The 22,443-nt window shown below is 65.8% G+C and carries 17 protein-coding genes; 10 read left to right on the top strand and 7 right to left on the bottom strand.

Annotation, left to right across the window (positions count from 1 at the left end; translation table 11 throughout):
• Nucleotides 1-103: 103 nt before the first annotated feature.
• The 5 genes from FYJ92_RS02970 to FYJ92_RS02950 all read left to right on the top strand — a co-directional run bounded on the left by FYJ92_RS02970 (nt 104) and on the right by FYJ92_RS02950 (nt 4,880).
• Nucleotides 104-1,225: a nitronate monooxygenase family protein gene (locus tag FYJ92_RS02970; protein WP_185262539.1), complete on the top strand. Its 1,122-nt coding sequence runs from the start codon at nt 104-106 to the stop codon at nt 1,223-1,225.
• Between the two features lie 70 nt (nt 1,226-1,295).
• A complete protein-coding gene (locus FYJ92_RS02965; protein ID WP_185262538.1) occupies nt 1,296-2,642 on the top strand; it encodes a hypothetical protein in 1,347 nt (448 codons plus the stop codon).
• 64 nt (nt 2,643-2,706) lie between these two features.
• Entirely contained in the window at nt 2,707-3,330 is a 624-nt protein-coding gene (locus FYJ92_RS02960; protein WP_255482274.1) for a hypothetical protein, read from the top strand.
• Between the two features lie 87 nt (nt 3,331-3,417).
• A complete protein-coding gene (locus tag FYJ92_RS02955; protein ID WP_185262537.1) occupies nt 3,418-4,152 on the top strand; it encodes a YcnI family protein in 735 nt (244 codons plus the stop codon).
• Between the two features lie 104 nt (nt 4,153-4,256).
• Nucleotides 4,257-4,880, top strand: a complete 624-nt coding sequence (locus tag FYJ92_RS02950; RefSeq protein WP_185262536.1) for a DUF4232 domain-containing protein — start codon at nt 4,257-4,259, stop codon at nt 4,878-4,880.
• 32 nt (nt 4,881-4,912) lie between these two features.
• Here FYJ92_RS02950 and FYJ92_RS02945 read toward each other — a convergent pair whose 3' ends face one another.
• The 5 genes from FYJ92_RS02945 to FYJ92_RS02925 all read right to left on the bottom strand — a co-directional run bounded on the left by FYJ92_RS02945 (nt 4,913) and on the right by FYJ92_RS02925 (nt 11,150).
• Nucleotides 4,913-6,421, bottom strand: coding sequence for a glycoside hydrolase family 32 protein (locus FYJ92_RS02945; protein ID WP_185262535.1), 1,509 nt, complete (start codon nt 6,419-6,421; stop codon nt 4,913-4,915).
• 104 nt (nt 6,422-6,525) lie between these two features.
• Complete coding sequence (locus FYJ92_RS02940; RefSeq protein ID WP_185262534.1) at nt 6,526-8,133, bottom strand: ABC transporter substrate-binding protein; 1,608 nt, start codon at nt 8,131-8,133, stop codon at nt 6,526-6,528.
• Between the two features lie 68 nt (nt 8,134-8,201).
• Nucleotides 8,202-9,161 (bottom strand): carbohydrate ABC transporter permease, encoded by a 960-nt coding sequence (locus FYJ92_RS02935; protein WP_185262533.1) that lies wholly within the window; start codon nt 9,159-9,161, stop codon nt 8,202-8,204.
• A gap of 7 nt (nt 9,162-9,168) precedes the next feature.
• The gene (locus tag FYJ92_RS02930) at nt 9,169-10,143 is read right to left on the bottom strand and encodes a sugar ABC transporter permease (protein WP_185262532.1); all 975 of its coding nucleotides are present in this window, start codon (nt 10,141-10,143) and stop codon (nt 9,169-9,171) included.
• Complete coding sequence (locus FYJ92_RS02925; protein ID WP_185262531.1) at nt 10,140-11,150, bottom strand: LacI family DNA-binding transcriptional regulator; 1,011 nt, start codon at nt 11,148-11,150, stop codon at nt 10,140-10,142. Before FYJ92_RS02925 ends, FYJ92_RS02930 begins: the two co-directional genes overlap by 4 nt.
• Nucleotides 11,151-11,332: 182 nt before the next feature.
• On the opposite strand from FYJ92_RS02925, the gene FYJ92_RS02920 reads away from it, so the two are divergent.
• The 3 genes from FYJ92_RS02920 to FYJ92_RS02910 are packed head-to-tail and all read left to right on the top strand — an operon-like array spanning nt 11,333 to nt 18,961.
• Nucleotides 11,333-12,871, top strand: a complete 1,539-nt coding sequence (locus FYJ92_RS02920; protein ID WP_185262530.1) for an FAD-dependent oxidoreductase — start codon at nt 11,333-11,335, stop codon at nt 12,869-12,871.
• A 56-nt stretch (nt 12,872-12,927) separates the two neighbouring features.
• Complete coding sequence (locus FYJ92_RS02915) at nt 12,928-18,123, top strand: DNA glycosylase AlkZ-like family protein (RefSeq protein ID WP_185262529.1); 5,196 nt, start codon at nt 12,928-12,930, stop codon at nt 18,121-18,123.
• A complete protein-coding gene (locus FYJ92_RS02910; RefSeq protein ID WP_185262528.1) occupies nt 18,116-18,961 on the top strand; it encodes an Fpg/Nei family DNA glycosylase in 846 nt (281 codons plus the stop codon). The genes FYJ92_RS02915 and FYJ92_RS02910 overlap by 8 nt, the downstream gene beginning before the upstream one ends.
• 6 nt (nt 18,962-18,967) lie before the next feature.
• Here FYJ92_RS02910 and FYJ92_RS02905 read toward each other — a convergent pair whose 3' ends face one another.
• Nucleotides 18,968-19,618, bottom strand: a complete 651-nt coding sequence (locus tag FYJ92_RS02905; RefSeq protein ID WP_185262527.1) for a YitT family protein — start codon at nt 19,616-19,618, stop codon at nt 18,968-18,970.
• A 61-nt stretch (nt 19,619-19,679) separates the two neighbouring features.
• Here FYJ92_RS02905 and FYJ92_RS02900 point away from each other — a divergent pair, with 61 nt between their 5' ends.
• Nucleotides 19,680-21,218 (top strand): PLP-dependent aminotransferase family protein, encoded by a 1,539-nt coding sequence (locus tag FYJ92_RS02900; RefSeq protein ID WP_185262526.1) that lies wholly within the window; start codon nt 19,680-19,682, stop codon nt 21,216-21,218.
• Between the two features lie 18 nt (nt 21,219-21,236).
• Here FYJ92_RS02900 and FYJ92_RS02895 read toward each other — a convergent pair whose 3' ends face one another.
• On the bottom strand, nt 21,237-21,740 hold the full coding sequence (locus FYJ92_RS02895; RefSeq protein ID WP_185262525.1) for a DUF4188 domain-containing protein: 504 nt from the start codon (nt 21,738-21,740) through the stop codon (nt 21,237-21,239).
• 66 nt (nt 21,741-21,806) lie between these two features.
• Here FYJ92_RS02895 and FYJ92_RS02890 point away from each other — a divergent pair, with 66 nt between their 5' ends.
• Complete coding sequence (locus FYJ92_RS02890) at nt 21,807-22,382, top strand: TetR-like C-terminal domain-containing protein (protein WP_255482272.1); 576 nt, start codon at nt 21,807-21,809, stop codon at nt 22,380-22,382.
• Nucleotides 22,383-22,443: the final 61 nt, after the last annotated feature.

Below are 22,443 nucleotides of genomic sequence, written 5' to 3'. Positions count from 1 at the left end.
GCCCGGAAACAGACCGACTCCCCGGCCAAAGGTTGGGCAGCAGAGCCCATCCCTGCGAGACTGGGCCCTGAAGCCAAACCGTTGACCTTTCAGGAGCCGCCGTATGACGCCGGAGCACCGTACCTCTGCCCGGCCAAACCGCATCACCGACCTGTTCGGTACGGAAGTTCCGGTGGTGCTGGGCCCTTTCGGCGGGGTCTCTTCCGTGGAGCTGACAGCAGCCGTGAGCGACGGCGGCGGGCTGGGTTCCTACGGCCTCTACGGTTATGGCGCCGACGCCATCCGGAACACAGGGGCTGAGCTGAGGAAGGCAACGGCGAAGCCGTTCGCCCTCAACCTCTGGATTCCTACCGGCGACGAAACCACCTCGCTCCCCCAGGCGGCCTTCGACCAGTACCTGGAAACCCTGAAGCCGTACTTCGACGAACTGGCCCTTCCCCTTCCGCACATGCCGGACCGCTACCTGCCGGAGTACGAAGAGCAGGTGGAGGCAACACTGGCGGCGGGTCCCGCCGTCGTCAGCTTTGTGTTCGGTGTGCCCGCGCCGGAACTGATCGAGGCGGCGCACCGGAGTGGCATAGTCGTGGTGGGAACCGCCACCACCGTGGCGGAAGCCGTTGCCCTGGAAGCCGGTGGAGTGGATGCCGTGGTCGCAAGTGGCATGGAGTCCGGCGGCCACCGCGTCTCGTTCCTAAAGCCCGCCGAGGAGTCCCTGATCGGAACTTTTGCGCTGGTTCCCCAGGTGGCTGATGCCGTCACCATCCCGGTCATCGCCGCCGGGGGAATCGCGGACCGCCGCGGTTACGCAGCCGCCATGGCCCTTGGCGCCGACGCGGTCCAGGTGGGCTCGGCGTTCCTTGCCACTCGGGAATCCGCGGCCGTGCCTGCGTACCGGGCGGTCCTCCACAGCCCCGCCGCGCGGGAAACCGTGCTGACAAGTGCCCTCAGCGGACGGCTTGCCCGCGGCATCCCCAACCGCATCATCGCCGAACTCTCAGAGGCCACCGTGGCAAAGGCTGGGCTCTCGGAGGCTGGAATCCCGGAGCGAAGAATAGCCCCGTTCCCCGCGCAGAACTGGCTCACCGGCCGCTTCCGGCCGGAGGCAGCCGCCCAAGGAAACACGGACCTCATGTCGCTTTGGGCGGGGCAGTCCGCAGCGCTGATCCGGCATGACTCGGCCGCGGACGTCCTCGCCGAACTGCTCGCCGGCACCGCGATTTTGTAAGCTCGATACATCCGCGGTTATCCCAAGCGGCGAACCTGGGGCGAGCGCCCGTTGACACCGGAGGCAATCCTTGACAAAAAAGACCGGCAAATCCAAGAACAGAAACAAGGACCGGCGGCACCTCAAGGCCGTACCCTCGGCCCCCAAGATGCCCCTGCAGCTGGTCCTGAACCACCGGGTGATTGATTCGATGGCTCATGACTTCATTCAATGGCACGCGACGGAAGACCCTGATCCTGCCGGTGCCTTCGAGTGTCTTGAGCTGGTCAAACTCTTCCTCACGTCGCAGCACGCCATCAACGGTTCGAGTTCGGCCACAGCTATCGACAGTGAAAGCCTGGAGCAGGCGGCCGGAGCAATTGCGGCGTCCTTGGACCCCGACGACATGGATGAGGCCTTCGACGACATCTACTTCGCCCTTCACTCGTATATCCATTTCCTGAACGGGACCGGGCGCTGGACCGGCACGGATGCCGCCTATGAGGAACTCCATTCAGTGTTGGGAAACGGTATCGCCGCGGCAGTCCCGCAACTGCCGGCTATCCAGGTACCTGACCTCAGCGACGACCACCAGGAGGCTGCGTTCAATGCCATGCCGCTGATCCAGCGTGCGTCGGCCCTCCTGGAGTGGGTCGGAACCGGCAGGGAAATCACCAGTACGGGCGCGCTGCGCCTGAAACACATCGAACCGGCCGCCGCAGCCGCAGGAGTCCACGCCCGTGGGAAGCGTGGCGCCAGTGGAGCCGAGCCACTTTTCGATCTGGCAACTGCCAAGAGCCAGCCCGAAACACTGCTCGAAGTCGGAACCATGCACGACGTACCGGTGCTCCGCGAGATCTGGTCAGCCCTGGTGGGGGCAGGCCTGATCACGCTCGGATCCACCAAGGCCATGCCCGGCCCGGAAGTGGCCGCCTGGAACAGCACCCGGATCAAGGAACGGCTGGACATCCGCCGGATGCTTTCGGTGGTCCTCCTTGTTGGCGTGCTCACAGACCCGGACCGGGGGTGGGGCCAAGAAGCGGTCGCCGGGACGCTGCTGGCCGTCCTCACGTATGGCACTACCGATGAACCAATGCCTGTGGCGGAACTCGAACGGATGGCGTTGCCGGACGTTGACGGTGCCTTGCTTCAGGACACGGACACCGAGGACACCGAGCTCGAAGACATGGCACTTGAGGAGATCTACGCATCGTTTGCAGCCTTGGAGGCACAGCAGAAACTATCCCTGCTGGCCGAACTGGGATTGGTGGAGGCCGCGACTGATTACCGCGTTCCCCCGGTGGCCATCCAGTGCCTCGACCTGGCCATGGGTTTCCTGAACTTTGCGGACGAGCCATCCGACACCACAGAGTTCCCATCCAATGTAATCGCGCTGCACGGCCCGGCACACGCCAGTGGCCCGACCAAAGGCCGGTAGAATCTGAACGTCGCCGAAGAACGCGACTGAACACCGTCACCGGCGACCGAAATAAGGAGGATCCGTGCGTTCTGACCACGCCCGGCCACCCTTCCATTTCCTTCGCGCCGCGTCCCTCTCCATGGGAGTCCTGACTCTTGCCGCCAGCGCCCACGTGGCCGGCGGCGGAGACCTTCCCGCCCCAGGCATCCTGCTGGCCGTGCTCGCGATGACCGTACTGGCGGCCACCACGGCCACGAGGCTGCGGCTGAATTTTCCGGCCATGCTCACGGTCCTCGGCGCGGGACAGTTGATCCTGCACGAAGCCTTCACGGCCTCCAGTTCCTCAGGTATGGCTGCGAGCACTGTTGCCGCCGGGCTCCATAACGTGCACTTCTCCGGCGCCGCCGCGCCTGTCATGGCAGCTGCCAGCCACATCAATGATTCCGGCTCCACGGGCATCCTGATGCTCCTGACCCACGCACTCGCCACCGCCGCCTGCGCCCTCCTGCTTGCCAAGGGTGAGGCCGCGCTGTGGACTCTGGCCGCGTGGCTGAAGCCCCTCGTCCGGCTCCCGGAAGCGGTAACGCCCGACGCCGCTACGCCGAGTGCGGTGGCCGGCCCACCGGCGGTTCTCCCCCTCCGCCCCTGGCGGAACCTCAGGCAACACAGCCGACGCGGCCCGCCTTCCGCCGTCGTACTTTCCTGACCCCTCCCGCACCGCACTTCCGCAGGCCGCGGGCCCCACCCGTACTTCCGCACGCTCCCATGCGGCGTGCGCCCGAAAGGCAACCCCATGACCACCACCTTCCTTCGCCGTACCCTCACCGCCGCAACAGCCACCGGCGGCGCAGCTGTCCTGATCCTGGCCGCAGCAGCAGGCGCGTCGGCCCACGTCGGCGTCACCCCGAACAAAACTGACGCCAATTCCTACGCCCTGCTGACCTTCGGAATCCAGCACGGCTGCGAGGAGTCCGACACCACCAAAGTGGCCATCACCCTGCCGGCCGAACTCAACGACGCCCAGCCAACGGTGAACCTCAACTGGACTGTGGAGAAGGTAACCGAACAGCTCGCCGAGCCGAAGAAACTGGCCGACGGCACGTCCATCACCAAGCGGACCAGCCAGATTGTGTACACGGCCAAAGCCCCGCTGGAGCACGAGCTGCGTGATGCCCTGGTGCTTTCGGTCAAGCTGCCTGACGCGGCCGGCTCCACGCTTTACTTCCCCACGCTGCAGTCGTGCGAAACCGGGCAGACTGACTGGTCGGAGATCGCCAAGGACGGACAGGACCCGCACTCCCTCAAGGCACCGGCCCCGTCCATCACCATCACCGAGGCGGCCAGCGCGGACGGCCACGGCGCCGCTGCTTCCACGGCCCACACCACCGAGCAGGTGGCTGCGGTGACCGACAGCGGTGCGGACGCCCGCAGCTGGGCGGGGCTTGCTGCCGGGTTGGGCGGACTCGCGCTGGGCGGGGTGGCCTTCGCACGCAGCAACTCAAAGCGCCGCCAGGAATCTGCCGCGTAACATCCCCGGATTTGATGCCCGGATGATCACGATCCGGGCATCAAATCCTCCCGCGGGCCCGTGGCAGCGTTGACTCCCGTCACAGCAGCAACAAAGGTGGTGCCATGACGTCTCAGCGCATTTCACAAGGGTTTGTTATTACGACGGCGGTCGCGGCGGCGGCGCTGTTGCTCACCGCCTGCGGACCGAGCCAGCCGCAGACGCAGGGGACGACGGTGCCGGGTACCAACTCCGCGAGCCCGTCCAGCACGCCGACGTCTCCGGACGCGTCCCAGTCGCCGTCGTCGTCCCCCACCACCCCAACCGGTCCTGCGCTCTGCAAGGCGGCCACACTGTCCGCTGCTACGGATGCGTCCGGCGGGGGCGCGGCGGGCAGCGTCTACATGAAACTGAACCTCACGAACACGGGCACGGCGCCCTGCCTGCTCAAGGGCTACCCGGGGGTTTCGCTGACCGCCGGCGCCGACGGTGCACCGATTGGCGCGGCGGCGACCCGCGACGAAACCACCCCCGTAGCGGACGTCCTGCTCGCGCCGGACCAGACCGGAACCGCCGTCCTCCGTTACACCCAGGCCGCGAATTACAGCGACTGCACGCTGACGGACGCGGCCGGTTACCGCATCTACCCGCCGGAAGACACAGCGTCGTTGTTCCTGCCGCAGCCCACCAGCGCGTGCAGCAATGCGAACATCGCCCTCCTGAGCGTCGGAGCTTTCCAGCCCGCCTGAAAATGCGGGAAGGATTCGATCCGCTGCCCAGGTCAGGCGTAATGAATGACGTCCATGTTGATGACCGTAGCCGTACCGCCCCGGGCGTAGACCGCGAGGTCGGTGCTGGTGGGTGCCGGGAAGATCAATTCGGTCATGGTGACCTGGCCGTCTTGGGCGAAGACCTCAACGGAGCAGCGGTCCACAAAGATGGTTAGCGTGTAGTCACCGTCGATAGCCCGGATCGGGGCGGTGTCGATGGAGGCGAAGATTTCGTGGAAGCCTGACTGCCCGGAATCGCGCCGGTCAACAACGAGGGTGCCTTCGACGGGCCTGATGCCGATGCGGGTTCCCTGGTCGCCGTCGCCGCGGACCACAAGCCCGAATTCCGTGGCGCTTCCGGGCCTTAGGGTGAGCTCGATGCGTTGGACGCTACCCGCTGCAGCATCCAGGATGTGTGTGCCGTCGGCGATTTCCGCGTGCGCAAGCCTGAACGCCCGGGCCGGGTCAGAAATCGAGGCAAAATCTCCTACGGCCTCTTGAATCAGCCGAGCTTTTCCGTCAATGGTGCGGAGGGATACTTCGCGGGCCAACGTCATGGGGCTGCGCCAAGGCGAGGTGGGGATCTGGTTGGCGTATTCCCAGTTGTTCATCCAGGCGATCATGAGGCGGCGGTTGTCGGGGGCATCACTGAAGGAGACGGCGGCGTAGTAGTCCCGGCCCCAGTCCAGCCACTGGTATTCGCCCAGCCGGTCCGGGTCCTGGAGGCCTTCGGTCACGGTTGTGGCCGAGGTGAACGTGGTCCCGTCGAAGTCCCCGACGAAGTACTGACCGGCAGAGCCGTTGTTCGGGCCACCGGGGTTGAGGTTAACGGTGAGGACCCACTGAAGGTTGTCCGGGTCCCCGTCGACGGGGAGGGGGAAGAGATCGGGACATTCCCAGACGCCTCCGGTGCCGTTGGCCGGGCCGAAGGTACTCAGCAGCGCCCAGTTCTTGAGGTCGTATGACTTGTAGAGCACCACCTGGAAGTCCTTGGCTTCCACGGCGACCATGACCCAGTAGCTGCCGGCACCGCCGTCGTACTTTATGACTTTGGGGTCCCGGAACTCGGCGGATCCGCGGTTCAGGACGGGGTTGGCGGTGTGTTTGGTCCAGGTGTAGCCACCGTCGCGGCTGTAGGCCAGGGACTGGGCCTGGATGCCGGGATGTGCGGAGCCTGGCTTGAAGGCGCTGGTGTAGACGGCGACCAGGGGCGGAGCCGAGCCGGTGCCGAATCCGCTGCTGTTGTCCCGGTCGAAGACGATGCTGCCGGAGAAGATGTCTTCGTCGGCATCGCAGGCGATGGCGACGGGGTGTTCGGTCCAGGTGGTCAGGTCCGGGGAGGTGGCGTGTCCCCAGGACATGTTGCCCCAGACGTTATCCAGCGGGTTGGTCTGGTAGTAGAGGTGGTAGACGCCGTTGTGAAAAATCAGCCCATTGGGGTCATTAAGCCAGGTGTTCCGGGCGGCGTAGTGCAGGGCCGGTCGGAAGGTGTCGGCCGTGGTGGCGGTCGCGGCAGTCATGGAGATGGGGTCTCGTTTCTGTGCAGGTCTGTGGAGAACCCTTGTCCACAGGGCTCTCTGAAGCTGGGGTGGGCCGGTTCAGCCGGCCCACCCCTTTTGTAGGGCTAGGAGTTGCTCTTGTAGCGGTCGTAGGCCTGCTGGTAGACCTCGATCATCTTCTCGACGCCGACGTTTTCGAGCTGGGCGACGTAGCCGTCCCATTCCTGCTCAATGCCGCCGGAGACGATCCACTTGGCCATGTTCTGCTTGACCAGGGAGGTGATATCGGTCTGGATGGTGCTGATCTGCTGCAGTTCTTCGTTGGAGAGGGCGACCGGGGGGTAGCCGTCGTTGCCAGCGAACGGCTTGTAGAATTCGTTGACGATTTCCTGGCGTTCGGCGGCGCGCGGTTCGGGAGCGACGACAGTTTTGAAGTTCTCGGCGGTATTGGCCTTGGGTCCGCCCGGGGCGACCTTCTGGCGGCGTTCGCCTTCGCTGGTTCCGGCCGGAGCGGGGATCTGGGTCAGAAGGCCGCTTGCGTCCTCTTGCAGGGTTTCGCCAATGGGACCCCAGTTGGCCTGGGCGGACTGGATGGGGTCGTAGAGGTTGTCTGCCCAGCGCATGGTCGCGGCGGGGTATTTGTTGGTCCGGGTGATGGCGAAGGCGCCCCGGGCGATTTCCTGGTTGTTGGACTGGCTGGCAATGCGCTTGCCGTCGACGCCTTTAAGCACAGGCACAAGCGCGTAGTCGCTGGCGCGGTCGGCGCCCACCATCTCGGGGATTTCCCACCAAACAAATGAGCCGAGGTTTTCCGTGGCGGCTTTCCCCTTGGCCAGGTAGGCCTTGTCATCCTGTGAGAAGGCCTCGGGATCGATCAGGCCCTCCCGGTACCACTCGTGCAGGGTAGCGAGTGCCTTCTTGTAGCCGTCCTGGGTGGCGGTGAAGATGACTTTGTCATCCTGGACGATGCGGTGGTCCATATTGTCCGGCACTCCGCCGAGGGCGGCGATCAGGTCAACGATGTCGCCGGTCCAGCCCCCAGGCCTGAAGCTCAGCGGGATGGTCTTACCGGTCCCGGAAGCGTCCTGGGTCTTGAAGGCAAGCAGCGCGTCGTGGAACTCATCGATGGTCGTTGGCATCGGGATGTTCAGCTTTTTCAACCACGACGTATTGATGGCGAGTTCGTTGGGGAACTGGACCAGGCCGAGTTCCTCGACGGAGGGCAGGGAGTAGATGTGCCCGTCCGAGGAGGTAATGGCGGCCTTGATGTCGGGCCGGTCCGAGAGCAGCTTGGAAAGGTTCATTGCGTTCTTCTCGATGAGCCCTTCGAGCGGGATCAGAGTGCCGCTGGCGGAGTAGGTGGCGATCTCGGCGTCGGTCAGGCCTGTGTTGAAGAACGCGTCGGGCAGGTCACCGCTGGCCAGGATGAGGTTCTTCTTTTCCTGGAAGACCGTTTCGGGCAGGTTTTCCCAGTTGATGTGGACGTTGGTGTCCTTTTCCCAGTTTTTCACCACGGTCATGGTGTTGTAGTCCGGGGCCAGTGCGGTCTTGGTCCCGGAGAACGTCAGTTCGAGCTGCTTGCTGACAATGGGGAAGCCTGTTTCCTGGAAGCCGAAGTCCGCGGAGGCGTCTTTGATCTCCGCAGTGCCTGAACCGCCGCCGGAGCAGGCGGTCAACATCAATGTTCCGGCCAGGACGGCGCCAAGGGCGGAGTATTTACGGCTGAGTGCCATGGTCATTCCTATTCTGAGGTGCTTTGCCGACCCGTGGCGGTTGCCCGGGTGGTCGATGCGGGGAGAAGCTATTTGACGGCGCCGATCATGGCGCCCTTGGTGAAGTGCTTCTGCATGAATGGCAGGGCAATCATGAGTGGCAGGCTCGAGACAACGATCATGGCGTACTTGGTGAGCTCTGCGATCCGTTGCGCAGCGGCATAGGATGCAATGTCCCCGCCGGTGGTTCCGGCGGATGAGACGTCTGACTGGATGAGTATGTTGCGCAGGACGAGCTGCAACGGGTACTTGGAGTCGTCATTGAGGAAGATCAGTGCGTCAAAGAACGAGTTCCACTGGGCCACGACGTGGATCATGACCATCAGCATGATCAGCGGTTTGGACAGTGGGAGCACCATTTTGAAAAAGAATTTGAAGTCGGTTGCTCCGTCCATCTGGGCGGCTTCGCGTAGCTCGTTCGGAATGGTGTGTTCGAAGAAGGACCTGGCGATGATGAGGTTCCACACCCCCACGGCTCCCGGCAGGACCACTGCCCAGACGGTGTCCAGCATGCCGAGGTCGCGGACCACCAGGTACTTGGTGATGAGTCCGCCGTCGAAGAACATGGTGATCACGAACAGGAGCATCAGGATCTTCCGGCCGGGCATGTCCTTGCGGGACAGTGCGTAGGCGCCGCACAGGATGGTGCTGACGCTGACGGCGGTGCCTAGCACGGTATAGATGACGGTGTTGCCCAGGCCGTTCCAGATCCGGCGGTCGGCGAAGATCCGTTCGTAGCCTTCAGTGGTGACTCCGGAGGGGAAGAGCCAGACTTTGCCTTCGTAAACGGCATTCGGGTCGCTGATGGAGGCGATGACGATGAAGTACAGCGGGTACACCACGGCCAGGATGGACAGCAGCAGGACAGCTGTGGCGGCGATGCTGAAGGCGCGGTCGCCGTATCTTTCGCGCAGGGTCCGCTTGGGGCGGACCTGGATGACGGTCCGGTTCGGGTTCTCGGTAGTGCGGGGGTTGGTTGTCAGAGACATTTCGGCATCACCACAGGGTCGCTTGATTGGCCCGGCGCGCCACCGTGTTGAAGAAGAGCAGCAGCGCCAGGTTGAGGAGGGAATTGAACAGGCCAATGGCGGCCGAATAGCTGAACTGCGCCTGCTGCAGACCCGCGTGGTAGACGTAGGTCTGAATGATCTCCGAGGTCGAGACATTCAGAGGCGTCTGCATCAGCAGTGCCTTCTCGAAGCCGACGTTGAGCAGGTTGCCGATGGCCAGGATGAACAGGATCGTCACCACCGGCATGATGCCCGGGAGATCAATGTGCCGGATGCGCTGGAGCTTGGAAGCACCGTCCACCTTGGCCGCGTCGTGCAGTGCCGGGTCGATGGCCGCCAGTGCCGCGAGGTACACAATCATCGAGAATCCGGCATTCTGCCAGACATCCGAGATCACATAGATCGGGCGGAACCACTCCGCCGAACCCATAAAGAAGATCGGCTCCCCGCCGCCCAGTTGGATGGCGTTGTTCACCAGCCCAGACCTCGGGGACAGAACCACGAACATAATGCCGACCACCACCACTGTGGAGATGAACGCGGGCGAATACAGCACGGTCTGGGTGAACTTCTTGAACCTCTCGCTCTGGAGCTGGTTGACCAGCAAAGCCAGGACGATTGGAACCGGGAACGCCAGCAACAGGCCAAGGACGGCAATCCACAAGGTGTTACCGACCACCTGGCCGAACTGGTAGGAGTTGACGAACCTGATGAAGTGGGTCAGGCCCACCCAGGGGCTGTCCGAGAACCCGTCCACCGGGTTGTAGTTCTTGAACGCGATCTGCACGCCGTACATCGGCCAGTACTTGAAGACCAGAATGTAGACGAGCGCCGGGGCTAGTAATACGTATAACTGCCAGGCGCGGGAAATTCTCTTCATTCGGAGCGAAAGAGAAATTTTTCGTTGCGGCAACGGCGCCGCAGCAGGACGGCCGCGTCGGGCCGGGATGGTGCGGCTCATGGCATCTCCTTAGGGTGGGTCACGGAATTCCGTTCAATCAAAGGGCAGTCCATCAGCTCGACCCGGCCATCGGGTTTCGCGTCCTGGAGGATCAGGTCAACCGCGCGCCGGCCCATGGCGACGAACGGCAATTCAAAAGTGGTCAATCCCGGGCGAAGAAACGGCGCCAGAGTGGCCTGATTATCAAATCCCACGATCGATACGTCTCCGGGGATTGAGAGGTGCAGGTCCGAGACGGCTTGATAGGCGCCCCAGGCGCCACGGTCGTTCGCGCAGAAAATCGCGGTAGGCGGGTTGCTGGAGGTCATAAGTTCCAGCGTGTACTTGTAGCCGTCTTCCTCACCGCCTTTGCCGAAACGGACCAGCGACGGATCAACGTCCAGCCCTGCTTCTTCAAGTGCAGCGCAGTAGCCCTCATAGCGGCCAACAGCGGCAGGAAGGCCGCTTTCGAGGGTTTCGATATTAATCATCCCCACCCTGGTGTGGCCCGCCTCGAGCAGCCGGCTGGTGGCCACATACCCGCCTTTGACCTCGTCCGGGGCGACGCTGGGGACGAGACCGGCCCGATCCTGCGAATTCAGCACCACGGACCTGACATCCGCCAACGCCTCCGGAACTTCCAGCCGCCGGTGATACATGGCGGCGTAGACCACGCCAGCGACCTTATAAGAAAGCATGGTGTCCAAGGATGCGGCCTCGAGCTGCTTATCACCACCAGTGTTTACCGAGAGCAGGAGGAGTCCATCCTCCCAGGCCCGCTGCTGGGCGCCTTCGATGATGGCGCCCGCGAAAGGGGTAGTGGCCACGGAATCGCCAATGAACCCGATCATGCCGGCCACGCCTTCGCGTAGGACTTTAGCGTGGGCGTTCGTGCGGTAGCCGAGCCGGTTCACGGCGTCCCGAACACGCCTGCGCGTATCCTCGGAGAAACGCGACCCGGAGGCTGAATTCAGCACCAGTGACACGGTGGCCTGTGAAACGCCGGCGGCAGCAGCGACGTCGTGCATTGTCGGTCCTGACTTTGGCCGCGATCCAGCCATGATGGGCACCTCCTCGGGCCAGTTTGCTTTGTTAGTTATTCGTATAACTTGGTAAGACTGTATCTTGCATCACATCCGGCGTCAACTACGCCACATTCCCGTTCCAGGGCTATGGGCCCCAGCGTCAACGATAAGTACACTTAGCTTCCATGAAATCGCTCTGGTTGGACCGCGGGCAATCATTCAGTTCTGACCCGTTCGAGGCAGGCAGCAGCTACGACACCGTGGTGGCGGGGGCCGGGCTCACGGGGCTGGTCACTGCGCTGTTGCTGGCCAGGTCGGGGCAGCGCGTCCTGGTCTTGGAGGCCAGATTCCCCGGGGCCGTGACCACCGGAAACACCACGGCGAAAGTCAGTTTGCTGCAGGGGACCGTGCTGTCTGCCTTGGCCAGGCAGTATGCGCAGAAGCAGGTGGGCGCCTATGTTGAGGCCAACAGGGAAGGGCAGTCATGGCTGCTCCGCTACCTGGACGAACACCGCGTGCCGTACCAGCGCCGGGATGCCTACACCTTCGCCACTACCGACCAGGGGACCGAGCGCCTGCTTAAGGACCTCAGCGCCGCGACCAATGCCGGCCTGGACGTGGAGTACGTGAAGGATGCACGGCTCCCCTTCCCCATCCAAGGCGCCCTTCTGCTGACCGATCAGGCCCAGGTCAACCCCATGGACGTCCTGGATGCGCTCCTGCGGGACGTCCGGGCCCGCGGCGGGAGCGTCGTGGGCGGGACCCGGCTGCGGAATGTCTCCGGGAGCGGACCACTAACTGTCCACACAGACCAGGGCACCGTCACCGCCAACAACGTTGTTTTGGCCACCGGAATCCCCATTCTGGACCGCGGGCTCTACTTCACCAAACTCAAGCCTCTGCGCTCCTACGCCGCCGCCCTTGAACTGCCGGCCGGAGACACCGCGCCGCCCGGCATGTACCTGTCAGCCGAGGAGCCCACCCATTCGCTAAGGGACCATGAAGCGGACGGCCGTCAGTTCCTGCTGGTGGGCGGGCACGGGCACCAGGTGGGGCGGACCGCCTCGGAAAAGTCTCATCTGTCTGGTCTGCTGAACTGGGCCACCGGGCACTTCCCGGGCGCTGTAGTCACCCACACGTGGTCGGCCCAGGACTACCAGGCCACCAACCTCATGCCCTTCTTTGGCAGACTGCCGCGGGGCCGGGGCCACATCTTTTTCGGCACCGGTTACAACAAGTGGGGCATGACCAACGCGGTGGCCGCCGCCCTGGGCATTTCCGCGGACATCCTCGGCGGCAGGCTCCGCTGGGCAAACACCATCCATCACCGTGTGACGTCCCCCGGCGGCGGGCTCACCGCCGTCGCCCTAAACGCAGGCGCGGCCGCGCGGCTCACCACTGACTGGGGAAAACTGGCGGTTGGAAAGTCGGGGGCTGAGGCTGCCGAAAGCGGCGTTTCGACAATCCCACCCACCGGAGGTCCCGTACCGGCAGACGGCGGCGCGAAGGTTTACCGCGACGGCGCCCGGCCGGCGGCGGTCTCCACAGTGGACGGCACCATGTGCAGGCTCTCCGCCGTCTGCACCCATCTGGGCGGGATTGTCCACTGGAACGACAATGAACTGACCTGGGACTGCCCGCTCCACGGCTCGCGCTTCAGCCCCGACGGCGAGCTCCTGGAAGGACCCGCCACCAGGGATCTTCCGAGGCTCGAGCAGGGTTGATACGCGCCTCCAGCGGGGCCGGCAATACTGTCGGTGGGGTAGGGCATGATGGAGGAATGCAGGAGCACCCACCGCCGGGAACGGAGCCGGACGCCCTTCCCAGGACTGCCATGAGCCGTTTCAGCCGGCCCACGCGGGATTGGTTCCTGGGCGCCTTTGCGGAGCCTACCCCCGCCCAGACCGGCGCCTGGAACGCCATTTCGTCCGGCTCGCACGCCCTGGTGGTGGCGCCCACCGGGTCGGGCAAAACGCTCGCGGCGTTCCTCTGGGCCTTGGATCGCCTGCTCCTTGAGGCGCCGGCCGCTGATCCGGAATTGCCCGTCCCTGAATTGCCCGGCCTGGATGCTGCGCCGGCCCATGGAACGGTCGAGGGGGCGGTCCGTGGTACCGGCAAGGGGACAGGCAAAGCGCCGGCCAAAGGAAGGCGCGCCCGGCCGCTTAAACGGAAGACCCGGGTCCTGTACATCTCGCCGCTGAAAGCCCTCGGCGTGGACGTGGAACGCAACCTCCGCTCGCCCCTGATCGGGATCACCCAGACGGCCAAGCGGCTGGGGCTCCCGGCACCCCTGATCACGGTGGGGGTCAGGTCCGGGGACACCACGACGGCGGACCGCCGGGCGCTGCTCAGCAACCCACCGGACATCCTCATCACCACGCCGGAATCGCTGTTCCTCATGCTTACCTCCAGGGCGCGCGAAACCCTCACGGAGGTGGACACCATCATCGTCGACGAGGTCCATGCTGTCGCCGGAACCAAGCGTGGCGCGCACCTGGCGGTCTCCCTGGAACGCCTGGATGCGCTGCTGCCCAAACCCGCCCAGAGGATCGGGCTCTCTGCCACTGTGGAGCCGCGCGAGTTGGTGGCCCAGTTCCTGGCCGGTTCCGCTCCGGTGGAAATCGTGGCCCCGCCGTCGCGAAAGAACTGGGACCTCACCGTATCTGTCCCGGTGGAGGACATGTCCGATCTCCCGGGGGCCGCGGGCGCCTTCGATTCCGGTCCCGCGTCAGGGCTGCAGCCTCAGGCCTCGATCTGGCCCCATGTGGAGGAGAAGATTGTTGACCTGGTGCTGGCCAACCAGTCCACGATCGTTTTCGCCAACTCGCGCCGGCTTGCGGAGCGGCTCACCGCCCGCCTCAACGAGATTTACGCCGAACGCCAGCTGATCGCCGTCGGCGGGGGCTGGGACCCACCTGACGCAGGTGCTGCAGACCCCGGGCTTCCGCCCGGCCCCCCTGCATTCAGTTCTGCCTTCGCACCCTCCTCCACTCCTGCGTCCACCGCCACACCGGCCCACATGATGGCGCAGGCCGGCAGCACGGCGGGAGCCGATCCGTTGCTGGCCCGCGCCCACCACGGCTCCGTTTCCAAGGACCAGCGGGCACTCATCGAGGACGACCTCAAGTCCGGCCGCCTGCGTTGCGTTGTGGCCACTTCGTCCCTGGAGCTTGGCATCGACATGGGCGCCGTGGACCTCGTGGTGCAGGTGGAATCACCGCCGTCGGTAGCCAGCGGTCTTCAACGTGTGGGCCGCGCCGGGCACCAGGTGGGGGAAATTTCCCAGGGCGTGCTGTTTCCCAAGCACCGGGCAGACCTGGTGCACACGGCCATCACCGTGGAGCGGATGCTCGAGGGGAAGATCGAGCGGCTCTTTGTCCCGGCCAATCCGTTGGACATCCTGGCCCAGCAGACCGTCGCGGCCACCGCCCTGGGCAGCATTGATGTGGAGGAATGGTTCGCCATTGTCCGGCGGTCAGCCCCGTTCGCATCCCTCCCCCGGTCCGCCTACGAGGCAACCCTTGACCTGCTGGCCGGCCGTTACCCGTCCGATGAATTCGCCGAACTGCGGCCCCGGATCATCTGGGACAGGAACGCCGGCACCATCGAAGGCAGGCCCGGCGCCCAACGGCTGGCTGTAACGTCCGGCGGCACCATCCCGGACCGCGGCCTCTTCGGTGTATACATCATCGGCACCGAGGTGGAAGGCTCCGGTGCGCCGGGAGGGGACGGCAAACCCGCCGCGTCGCCCGCGAAGGGCGGCCGCCGCGTGGGCGAACTGGACGAGGAGATGGTCTACGAGTCCCGGGTGGGTGACATTTTTGCACTGGGCGCCACCAGCTGGAAGATCGAGGACATCACCCACGACCGAGTCCTGGTCTCGCCCGCGTTCGGCCAGCCGGGCAAGCTTCCCTTCTGGAAAGGTGACTCGCTGGGACGGCCGGTTGACCTGGGCCGCGCGCTGGGCTCCTTCGTGCGTGAACTTTCCGCGTCCGACGTCGGCCCTGCCACCGAACGCTGCAAAGCCAGCGGACTGGATGAATACGCCGCCAACAACCTGATCCAGTACCTCAGTGCACAGAAGCTGGCCACCGAGGTTGTCCCCTGCGACACCACGCTGGTGGTGGAGCGCTTTCACGACGAGCTGGGCGACTGGCGGGTGATCCTGCACAGCCCGTTCGGGATGCCGGTGCACGCTCCCTGGGCACTCGCCGTCGGGCAGCGCCTGCACCAGCGGTACGGCCTGGACGGGTCGGCCATGGCGGCGGACGACGGCATCGTGCTACGGGTCCCCATGATGGAGGACGAGCCTCCCGGCGCCGAACTCTTCCTGTTTGACCCCGATGAGCTGGAGCAGATAGTCACCGCAGAAGTGGGCGGCAGCGCGCTTTTTGCCTCGCGTTTCCGGGAGTGTGCCGCTCGTGCCCTGCTGCTTCCCCGGCAGACCCCCGGCAAGCGGCAGCCGCTGTGGCAGCAGCGCCAGCGGTCCGCCCAGCTGCTTGATGTCGCGCGGAAATATCCCACGTTTCCCATCGTGCTGGAGACTGTCCGCGAATGCCTCCAAGACGTTTACGATCTTCCGGCCCTCAAGGACATTGCAGCGTCGGTGGAACGCCGCGAACTCAGGATCGTGCAGACCACCACGCAGCAGCCGTCGCCGTTCGCCAAGTCCCTGCTGTTCGGCTACGTGGCCCAATTCCTGTATGAAGGGGACTCGCCCCTGGCCGAGCGCCGGGCCGCAGCCCTGGCCCTCGACTCGACGCTCCTGAACGAACTGCTCGGCCGCGTTGAGCTCCGCGAGCTGCTGGATGCGAAGGTCATTGAAGCCACCGAACTTGAACTCCAGCGCCTTGCGCCGGAGCGCCGGGCCCGCGGCATGGAAGGCGTGGCCGACCTTCTCAGGTTGCTGGGTCCGCTGACCCCGGAAGAAGTCGCCGCACGCCTGGAGGCAGCGCCCATGATTGAGCCATCGCCGGTGGTTGAGCCAGTCGAAATCCCGGAGGTCGACCTGGCGGTTGAATCCATCGAAACCCCGCATGCCGACATTCCTCTGGCCACGACGCACCTGACCGCACTGCTGCGGGCCAACCGGGCCATCAAAGTGAACATCGGCGGGGCCGAGTGCTTCGCCGCCGGCGAGGATGCTGCCCGGCTCCGTGATGCCATCGGTGTTCCGCTGCCCATGGGCGTTCCCCTGGCCTTCATCGAACCTGTGGCAGACCCTTTGGGCGACCTTGTCTCCCGGTACGCCCGCACGCACGGACCCTTCACGTCGGCGGAAGCCGCGGCCCGGCTGGGGCTTGGCGTCGCCGTGGTCGGTACTGCACTGAAACGGCTCGCCGCGGATGGCCGGGTGGTGGAAGGCGAGTTCCGGCCGCACGCCGCCCCGCCGGAACAGGCGGCCAGCTATGGGCGATCGGACGAAACACCGGTTGAGGATGTCCAAACAGCCCAGCCGCTCCCGACAGAATCCCCGCAGACGCATCTACCTGCTCCCGCCACCAGCGAATGGTGCGACGCCGAAGTTCTCCGCAAGCTCCGGCGTCGTTCGCTCGCAGCCCTGCGCGCCGAGGTGGAACCCGTGGACGCTGCCGCTTACGGGCGTTTCCTGCCGGCCTGGCAGCACGTCCGCACTCCCGGCGTGGGTCGCGGGCAGCCATCCCTGCGGGGGCTGGACGGAATTGTCACCGCGATTGACCAGCTTTCCGGCGTGCCGGTGCCTGCTTCCGCATGGGAACCGCTGGTCCTGGCCAGCCGGGTTTCCAACTACCAGCCCGCCATGCTCGACGAGCTCATGGCCGCCGGTGAGCTCCTCTGGTCCGGCGCGGGAGCACTGCCTGGAAACGACGGCTGGGTCAGCCTGCACTTGGCCGATTCCGCCGAGCTGACGCTGAATCCCGCCGTTGAATACGACCCCGGGGACGCGCAGCAGCGCCTGCTTGACCATCTGAGGAACAACGGCGGCGGCTATTTCTTCCGCCAGCTGAAGGACGTGGCCGGTGGCATGGACTCGGTGCTCAGCGACCAGGAAGTGATGTCCGCGCTCTGGGATCTGGCCTGGGCGGGCCGCATCACCGGCGACACGTTCGCCCCGGTCCGCGCCCTCATCGCGGGAGGCCACACGGCGCACCGCCAAGTGGCCCGCTCGCCCCGCGCCCGTGCCCCCAGGCTGAGCAGGCTCGGCCGCTCGCACGGCACAGGCCTCCTGGGATCGCCCGGAACGGGCTCCTCTGAGCTGGGTTCCCCCGCAGTGGGCGGCGGACGGTATGGCTCGTTGTCGGGCATAGTGGCCACACCCCCGCTGGCTGCGGGGCGTTGGTCTGCCCTGCCCTCGCCCGAACTCGACGCCACCATGCACGCCCGTGCCACGGCTGAACTGTTGTTGGACCGGTATGGCGTGGTGACCCGGGGATCGGTCATGGCGGAGCAGATCCTCGGCGGGTTCGGCCTGATGTACAAGGTCCTGGCTCGGCTGGAAGAGGCTGGACGCTGCCGCCGCGGGTACTTCATCGAGCATCTTGGGGCCGCGCAGTTCGCCGTCCCCGCAACCGTGGACCGGCTGCGCTCCTATTCCGAGGACACCCAGCTGGCCAAGCCCGAACCAATGGCGCTGGCCCTTGCAGCCACGGATCCCGCCAACCCCTATGGCGCGGCGCTGCCGTGGCCGGCACTCAACGTGGAGGCCGGAACCGGGCACCGGCCAGGGCGGAAAGCAGGGGCGCTGGTGGTCATGGTGGACGGCGCCCTGGTCCTCTACGTGGAACGCGGCGGCAAGACCCTGCTGGCCTTCAGCGAGGACGCGGCCGTGCTGTCCGCCGCCGGGGCGGCCCTGGTGGGTGTGGTCACCCGGGGCGCGGTGGACAAGTTGATCATGGAAAAAGTCAACGGCCACGGCATCCTGGACACCCCCGTGGCGGCCGCGCTCGCCGCCGCCGGGGCCTACTCCACACCCAAAGGTCTGAGGATCCGTGCCTGAGGGCGACTCCGTCTGGCGGGCCGCCGCCGAACTGCACAAGGCCCTGGCGGGGCAGACGCTCACGGCATCAGACTTCCGCGTGCCGAGGTTCGCCACGCTGAACCTGGTGGGCTGGACGGTGGAAGAGGTGGTCCCGCGGGGCAAGCACCTCCTGATGCGCGTGGTGGGACCGGACGGGCACGGACGGGAGGAACGGAAACTCACTATCCACTCGCACCTGAAAATGGAAGGCACCTGGCAGGTCTATCCGCCCGGCGGACGCTGGCGGAAGCCGGGATTCACCGCCCGGTGCGTCCTGCGCACGGCAGCTGCTGACGCCGTCGGATTTTCCCTGGGCATCGTGGAAGTGGTCCGCACCGCGGACGAGGACACCATCGTGGGTCACCTGGGGCCGGACCTGTTGGGTCCGGACTGGGACCCGGCTGAAGCAGAGCGGCGGATCCGCGCGGCACCCGACGTACCCGTCGGCGTCGCCCTGCTGGACCAGCGCAACCTGGCGGGAATCGGCAACATCTACCGCTGCGAAGCCTGCTTTTTGTCCGGTGCGCACCCGGCGACTCCGGTCTCCGCTGTCCCCGATCTCAGGACCCTGATGACGGATGCCAAGAAGCTGCTCGAAGCCAACCTGGGCCCGGGACGCCGGGTGACCATCCTTAATCCGCGCGGCATGCCCGTCGGGCGGATGGCGGGCCGTCCGGGCTACTGGGTTTACGGGCGGGAACACCAGCCGTGCATGAAGTGCCGGACCCCCATCCGCCGCCGCGTGCTGGGCAAACCCAACGGCGAAGAAGGACGGGACATCTACTTCTGCCCGGCGTGCCAGCCGGTCCTGCCCTAGGGGTTCCTAGAAAGTCCTGGCCCCGGGTTCGACGGCGACCGGCTCGGCAGCGTCCAGGCCAGCAGTGTCCGGCGGGAGCACTGCGGGCACCATGAACCGCGGGAGCAGCAGCTGCACCAGCGGCCCGATGGCGAGGGCGTAAACCACCGTGCCCACGCCCACGGAACCGCCCAGCAGCCAGCCCACTCCCAACACGACAACTTCGATCAGCGTGCGCGAGACCCGCACGGACCAGCCGGTGCGCCGCGCCAGCCCGGTCATCAGGCCATCCCTTGCGCCCGGACCGAACCGCGCGCCGATGTAGCATGCGGACGCGATGCCGTTCAGCAGCACTGCGCCGGCCAGCATGCCGATCTGGCCGCCCAGATGCGAGAACGCCGGGATCAAGGCCAGCCCGATGTCTGCGAAAACGCCCACCAGCACGGCGTTGCAAAGGGTGCCGAACCCGGGCCACTGCCGGAGCGGGATCCAGAGCAGCAGCACCAGGAAACTCACAATGATGACCACCACGCCGATACTCAGCCCGGTCCTGCCGGCCACCCCCTGATGGAACACATCCCACGGATCCAGTCCAAGTCCGGCACGGATGAACATGGCCAGGGAGATGCCATACATGGCGAGGCCGATAAAGAGCTGGAGGAGTCTGCGGGTCAACATAACAACAACCCTGCCAGATAACTGGCATTGAATTACATAGCCAGTCTGGGAGACTGGCCTCATGTCCCCTTCACTGGCCCCGTCCGCCCTGGCCCGCCTACTGGGCGAGTGGAACCTCGGCGTCGCACCCGCCTACCGCGAGCTGGCCGACGTCGTCCGCCTCCTGGTCCTGGACGGCCGGGTGGCCCTGGACACGGCACTACCCAGCGAGCGGGCACTTGCTGAGGCGCTGGGCGTAAGCCGCACCACCGTGACGGCTGCCTACGGGCACCTTCGCGGGCAGGGTTTCCTCAGCAGCGGGCAAGGCAGCAGGGGCCGGACCCGGATTCCGCGTCTGACGCCGCCGGGTACCACTGTGTTCATGGATCCTGGCCTTACAACCGCGGGGCAGACGCCCGGAACAACATCTCCCGGTCTCGCGGCACCGGAGGGGCTGATCGACCTCGCCTACGCATCGCTGCCGGCCAGCGGCGAGGTGGTCCATCGCGCGTTCGCGGCCGCCCTCACCGAACTTCCTGCGCTCCTGCCGGGCTTCGGCTACGACGCCATGGGCCTGCTCCCCCTGCGCGAGGCGGTGGCGGCACGTTACACGGCGGCAGGTGTACCGACCACTGCAGAACAGATCCTGGTCACCTCGGGCGCCCAGCACGCCCTGAACATCATCATCCGTGCCGTGGCTGGACGGCAGGACAGGGTTCTGGTGGAACACCCCAGCTACCCGAACGCCCTCGATGCCATCCGCGCGGCCGGCTGCCGGCCCATTCCGGTGGCATTCACCACAGCCCGCGACGCCAACACGAACAAAGCCGACGGCGCTCCGCCCCACATGGCCTGGGACGTGCACGCACTGCAGGCCGCCATGACACAGCAGCGCCCAAGGATGGCTTACGTGGTGCCGGACTTCCACAACCCCACGGGCCAGCTAATGCCCGATGTCCAGCGCCGCCAGCTGGTCCGGGCGGCCGTGGCGACCGGGACGGTCCTGGTGGTGGATGAGACCCTCCGCGAGCTGAACCTCGACGGCGCCGAAACCAGTCCCGTAGCAGCTTTCAGTCCCGCTGTGGTCACCATCGGATCGCTCAGCAAGTCCCACTGGGCCGGCCTTCGGACGGGCTGGATCCGCGCCTCCGAAGCCATGATCCAGCGGTTTGCCGCGGCACGGACATCCCTGGACCTGGGCGGACCGCTGATGGAACAGCTGGCGGCGGGCCACCTGGTCCGCGCCCTCGACGAGCCACTTCCCGCACGCCTCAGCGACCTTCGGAACAACCGCACCGCACTTCTGGAGCTCCTTGCCGGACACCTCCCGGAATGGGAAACGGGACACCCTTCCGGCGGCCTGTCCGTCTGGTGCAGGCTGCCCGCACCGGTAAGCACTGCGCTGACGATCATCGCTCCGGATTTCGGCATCCGGCTGGCTGCAGGTCCGAGGTTCGGCATCGGCGGAGCCTTCGAACGCTACCTCCGGGTGCCCTTCACCCTGCCGCCGGACCAGCTGGAGACCGCAGTCCTGGCCTTGCGCTCAGCCCAGGACAGGCTCGACGCCGCCCCGCAGCTCCGCCGGACCCTGAAGAACGCGCCGGCCATGGCTATCGCCTGACGCGCGGGGGCTTTCGGATCAGGCGGCGCCATCGCCCCTCCCGGCCTTACGGCCCATCCGCTGCCTGGCAGTATTGGTCCCGGCCCCGACCGGGACATGCGCCGTCGCCGTGGCCAGCCCAAACACCGGCATCCCGTTGTAGACAACCTCAATCCCGGCAGCAGGCACCTGGTACGTCTCATGCCAGACGCCGACGTCTCCACTTCCGGAGAGTTCCTTCATGAATCGGCGCCACGGTTCCAGGTGCGGGGACTCCCGGTCCGCGGCGAACTTCCGTAGGTGCTCGGGGCTCTCCCAGTAGCTGAGCAGCACAGTGGTGCGCCCGAACCACTGCTCATATCCGAGCATTCCTGCCGCGGGATCGGCGGCCAGGTGCTGGAGCATCCGCGGCATGGCGGCCGCCACCCTGCCGACGGTCCCGAACTTCCACCACCGGTTCGCCCGCATGCCAATCAGGAAAACCGTCACCGATTCGCCGCTCGGGTCAGCTGTGTACCGGCCTGGAAATACCTTCTGTGCCATGGGACCTCCTCAGATTATCAGTTTCATAACGTTGTTACGAAACAACGTTATGAAACAATGGGCTCCATGGCAAGACCCATAGTGCATAACGATTCCCTCAGGCAGGACCTGCTGACTGTCACGGCTGACCTGGTGGACCGCGACGGTCCGGCGCGCGTGAACCTGCGGGACGTGGCAGTGGCTGCCCGAACGTCCACCACGGCCGTCTACTCACTGTTCGGCGGAAAATCCCAGCTCCTGACCGCCGTCGTGGACGACGGGTTCCGGTCATTCCGAGACTCACAGATGGCCGCGGCCCCGGGCGGCCTTCGGGAACTCGGCGTGGCCTACCGCGCCTGGGCGCTGGAACATCAGGCGCTTTACCGGCTGATGTTCGGCGGCGCGCTGGCCGCCTACGTCGATTGCCAGCCCAGCCCGGACGTTGCGGCCGATGCCATGGTGCCCCTGATTGAGACGGTGGCTTCCGCCCAGTCCACGGGCACCGTTGTGCAGGCACCCGCGGAAATGGTCGCCGTCGCAATCTGGGGCCAGGTCCACGGCCTGGTGAGCCTGGAACTGGCACAGGTAGGGCCGCCGGACGCGGACTGGGCCGCAGTGTACGGCGCAGCCCTCGACGCCGTCGCCCGCGGCTGGGCTGCCTGAGGCCACCCTTCCAGTGGATTCCCGAGGCGCTGATTCGCCCTCGACGCGCAAAATACCTGGC

It is taken from the genome of Pseudarthrobacter sp. NBSH8, from assembly GCF_014217545.1.
In the GTDB taxonomy this organism is placed as follows: Bacteria; Actinomycetota; Actinomycetes; order Actinomycetales; family Micrococcaceae; genus Arthrobacter.
Note: the sequence above shows the minus strand (reverse complement) of the source record. Positions and strands in the feature narration are given on the sequence as shown.